This window comes from Mesorhizobium sp. M1A.F.Ca.IN.020.06.1.1 (genome assembly GCF_004023265.1).
Lineage (GTDB): Bacteria > Pseudomonadota > Alphaproteobacteria > Rhizobiales > Rhizobiaceae > Mesorhizobium.
The window spans coordinates 1-638 of sequence record NZ_RZSR01001644.1 but is presented as its reverse complement, the minus strand read 5'-3'; the positions used below and the strand labels follow the sequence as shown (position 1 = coordinate 638).

General features: G+C 68.5%; 1 protein-coding gene and 1 pseudogene. Both read right to left on the bottom strand.

What is annotated here, in order from left to right; translation table 11 throughout:
- Window positions 1-237: hypothetical protein (locus tag EOA60_RS38560; protein ID WP_206628453.1), on the bottom strand; the 237-nt coding region annotated here is incomplete at its 3' end.
- A gap of 91 nt (window positions 238-328) precedes the next feature.
- Window positions 329-638: pseudogene (locus EOA60_RS36095) on the bottom strand (DUF4239 domain-containing protein); the annotation flags it as partial.

Sequence of the window (638 nt, the reverse complement as noted above, 5' to 3'; positions counted from 1 at the left end):
GTCGGCTTCGGCTCCATTGCCGTGGCCAAGGAGGCCGGCCGTGCGGCCATCGAGGCGGTCCGCGCCAAGGGCCGGCGCACGGTGATCGCGCGTGGCTGGGCCGAGCTTGGCCTTACCGACGACCGGGACGATTGGTTCGCCGTCGGCGATGTCAACCAGCAGACGCTGTTCCGCCGCGTCGCCGCGGTCATGCATCACGGCGGCGATGGAGACGGCGCTGGCGCCCGAAACCCGCATCCGTGCGAGCGAGGTTGCCCGTTCGGTCCGCGCCGACGGTGCGGCGGTAGCGGCGAAGCTGTTGATCGAGATGTTCGGTCGTGCCTGACCTTCACTGCGTCAGTTCCGCCAGCGCCCTCTGCAGGGGCGCCGGCGAGACTTGGATCGGGCCGGAGAAGGGGCTGTCCATGTCGATGATCAGATAGATTGCCGCGGCCACCAGCGCCCCGGACATGAGGCACGTGAAGATGATGGTTCCATTGCACGGTGCTCGGAAGCCGAAGCTGGCGAAGATCAGCGTCAGCCAGGCAACGAGCAGCGCGATCAGCGGCGCGGGGATGGCACCCTCGGACTGCTCGGCCAGGATCCAGCGCTGCGCGATCACCTTCTGCAACTGCTGCGTCGCCGCCTGTTGCGCGGCT